We start from the raw sequence: 3147 nt of genomic DNA, 5'->3' as shown, positions 1-3147 counted from the left end.
GGAGGTGAACTAGGGGGGCACTCTGTTCGGTGCTAGACTGATCTTTGAGTAAGCCAGACAGGAGCCAGAAAAAGATATTTATCAGAAAAGTCATGATCAAGCTAGAGGTTTAAAGACTGATCGGGTTGCAATTATTTTTATTAATAAATATTTAACACAATTCATACCAGGTAAGCAAGAGGGCTACGCCACTACTACCGAATTATTACCACATCGGTTACTTTTTTTCTGATCCAGATAGCGAGAATTGTCAGGAAAAGTCAACCCATCACTCCCGCTCAAGGATTTTTATCGATTCCAGTTAATCGATAAAAGCAGTACAATTGTATTTAATTAACTGGCCGACGTTTAATTTATCGTACTATTCCCCTGATTCTATTTTTCCCAGTCCTATTAAAATTTCTGATTCATCTGGGTGATTTGTAATTTTATTGATCTCTTCAGGACTCATAATATCAAATAATAACCATATTAATCTTTCTCTCGTATCCTCGTCACTAAAATTTCCCCCGATGATAGCGTCTAATCTTCCTTGATATTTCTCTGGCGTTTCTTTCAGTGTAAATCCACCGATTAATTTTTGGGTGCATTTCTGAATAGTAACTATTTGAAAACAATTAAATCTAGGCTTAATAGACATATATAGGCTGGTTTTCTTGATTACCAATTTCTTGTCTAAAGGACTAATAATAGATATTTGAGAGTCTTTGTACCGCTCTAAAATCTTTTTGATCCCACTGGAGACAGGGGCAATTGTCGATAGGCTGTTGAATCCACTCATTAATTGGTCGATTTGTTCTAAATTAGGGTTTAAGGAACCCATAATAAGACCGAAGACCAGAGCAATGATTAAACCAAAAAAAACATTATCCTCGATCAAGCTTAATAGAGAAAATATAAGTTGAATGAGAAGGTATAAGGGTATTGATCTAAAAATTTTGAACTTTAATAAACTAACAAAAGTATTTAAAAAATCCTTTTTTAAATCGGGAAATAAATGAAAATATAAATGACAATCCCTAAAAGCTGAGAAATAGCTACTTCCAGTTTCAACTGCTACTCCAATAATTATCGCAGTCACGACAAAAGGCCACCGATCTTCTCCCAGAAGTTTCCGTATTTCACTAGAAAGGTCGGTGGCGGCAGCTGTCTGAGAATCGACCAAAAATAGGTAATGGGTGAATGAACTGAAAAAAGGAAACTTATCTAATTCCGTTAGAACCTGACTACAAAATACCATTTACCCTCAGCCAACGAGTTTTCCAAGTGGGAGTAAAGATTTTGTAGCTTTCTTCTTCATTGACTTTGATATAGCCTTTGTCCGCTAGTTTTTCTAATTTATCTTGTAAGTTAGCTTCTCCAATTCTATCTGTTTCAATTTCAAAGCTCAAGACAGTGGCAGCCCTAACTTTGAGTAAATCAGATAAAAGAGACTTCTCCGCGGAGGTTAAATAATTGGTATCAGTTGTTTTAGCCATAAAATTCCAATAAATTTAGGAATGTTGCTGAGGGGTATAAACCAAATTAGATAAAACGTCAATCAAGTCAGATGGACAGGAGCCTAGTTCATGACTGTACTGATTATAGTATAGGATTATGCCTACCAGTTACTTTTTGGTGAAATGTTCACAATCTTACATTATGGGCGCAAGCAGTTCGAGCAACTCACTGACCACGTTGCGCCCCTACATTGCACCAACTTTCTTTGTTAAGTAGGTGGGTGGAATTAAATATAAGATGAACGTAGGTTGGGTTGAAGCATGAAACCCAACCCCCGCATGGGTTACGCTACCGCTAACCCATCCTACAAATAATTGTGCCTCCCTACTTATTCCTCCAAGATTTTCGTGGCTTGAATCAGGATTTCGATAAGATCGACGAGTTTTGGTTTTGCTTCTTCTTGGACACGACTATCTTCCCAAAAAGGCAGCAATAACGCGAAAGTGATTAGAGCTAAAGATAGCAGCTTTTTGATTTTTCGATAATGCACGGTCGTTGCTCCCTATAGTTTTTTTTCTATCCTTCATATTTACGCATCGAAGTGTGAGTCGAGGACTGGGAATTGTGATATTATGTCTGACTTTTATTTGAAGACTAATTTGTGTCTGAATCTCTAGGTTCTCATAGAACAATTTAAAATGTCTGAGATATGTCTGAGTTTTTTGTGATACGTTTGAGTAAATGTCTGAGATACGTTTGATTTATTTGAGATAAGATTAGGTTGTCATTCATTTTTCAATAATCTTGACGGTTATGGGGCGATCGCTTAAAGTAAAATCAGAATATATCCCTAGAGTCAAACAAGCAGTTAAACTCAATGGTTACGCAACTCAACAGCTGCTTGCTGAGGAGTTAGGGTTCGCAAAATCGACTATTAGCCTTTTTCTTAACGGTAAACCGATTAGTAATCTCAATTTTTTTGAAATTTGTCAAAAATTAGCCCTTGATTATCGAGAAATCTCTGACTGGGATGAGTTGGAGGAAACACCAGCTGCCACGTCTGAGGATGAGGGAGAAAACCGGGCCGCGGATTTTTCCAAGTATATTGAACGTCCTCCAGTGGAACAGCTTTGTCTGGAGACGGTGAGTCAAGCAGGTTCATTATTGCGGATTAAATCAGCCAAGGGGATGGGTAAAACCCTATTAGTCGATAGAATTTTGAGTCAAGTTGACAAAAGAGAGTATAAAACCGTCAGTTTCAGTTTTTTACAAGCAAGTAAAGGAATTATCGGCGATTTAGACCGATTGCTCTCTTGGTTTGCTTTGATTATTTCCAAGAAATTAGGGTTAGCAGCTCTCTTTCAGGAAAAATGGCAAGAAGGATTAGGACTTTATAGCTGTACTGCCTATTTTGAAGACCATTTGCTCAAAAAGCTGGATAAACCCCTAATTTTAGTTTTAGAGGAGATAGATAGTCTCTTTGCCTATACCAGCGTTGCCGACGATTTCCTTAGTTTATTTCGTCTTTGGCACGAGGAGGCAAAAAATAATAATACTTGGCAAAAGTGGCTCTTCGTTACTTGTTATGGTTCGATAGGGGGGCATAAATCGACTAAATCCTTATCTGGCAAGAGACTTAATTGATTAGTTCGCTCTAGATAAAAAACAATTGACAAAAATCGCTAAATGCCTTTCTATATAAGGGTT

General features: G+C 37.3%; 2 protein-coding genes and 2 pseudogenes. 1 reads left to right on the top strand and 3 read right to left on the bottom strand.

What is annotated here, in order from left to right:
* Positions 1-348 precede the first annotated feature (348 nt).
* The 3 genes and pseudogenes from PX481_RS16165 to PX481_RS16155 all read right to left on the bottom strand — a co-directional run bounded on the left by PX481_RS16165 (position 349) and on the right by PX481_RS16155 (position 1990).
* A pseudogene (locus tag PX481_RS16165) lies at positions 349-1240 on the bottom strand (hypothetical protein).
* Complete coding sequence (locus PX481_RS16160; protein WP_288094982.1) at positions 1227-1478, bottom strand: hypothetical protein; 252 nt, start codon at positions 1476-1478, stop codon at positions 1227-1229. Before PX481_RS16160 ends, PX481_RS16165 begins: the two are co-directional and overlap by 14 nt.
* 350 nt (positions 1479-1828) lie before the next feature.
* The gene (locus PX481_RS16155; RefSeq protein WP_172969774.1) at positions 1829-1990 is read right to left on the bottom strand and encodes a hypothetical protein; all 162 of its coding nucleotides are present in this window, start codon (positions 1988-1990) and stop codon (positions 1829-1831) included.
* 263 nt (positions 1991-2253) lie between these two features.
* On the opposite strand from PX481_RS16155, the pseudogene PX481_RS16150 reads away from it, so the two are divergent.
* Positions 2254-3033 (top strand): annotated as a pseudogene (locus PX481_RS16150) (AAA-like domain-containing protein); the annotation flags it as partial.
* Positions 3034-3147: the final 114 nt, after the last annotated feature.

Source organism: Microcystis sp. M53603_WE2, from assembly GCF_030065435.1.
This window is presented reverse-complemented; position numbering and strand designations above follow the sequence as displayed.

Excerpts from the sequence above, each read along its gene's own strand:
- PX481_RS16160 (WP_288094982.1), bottom strand. The coding sequence starts at position 1,478 with ATGGCTAAAACAACTGATACCAATTATTTAACCTCCGCGGAGAAGTCT.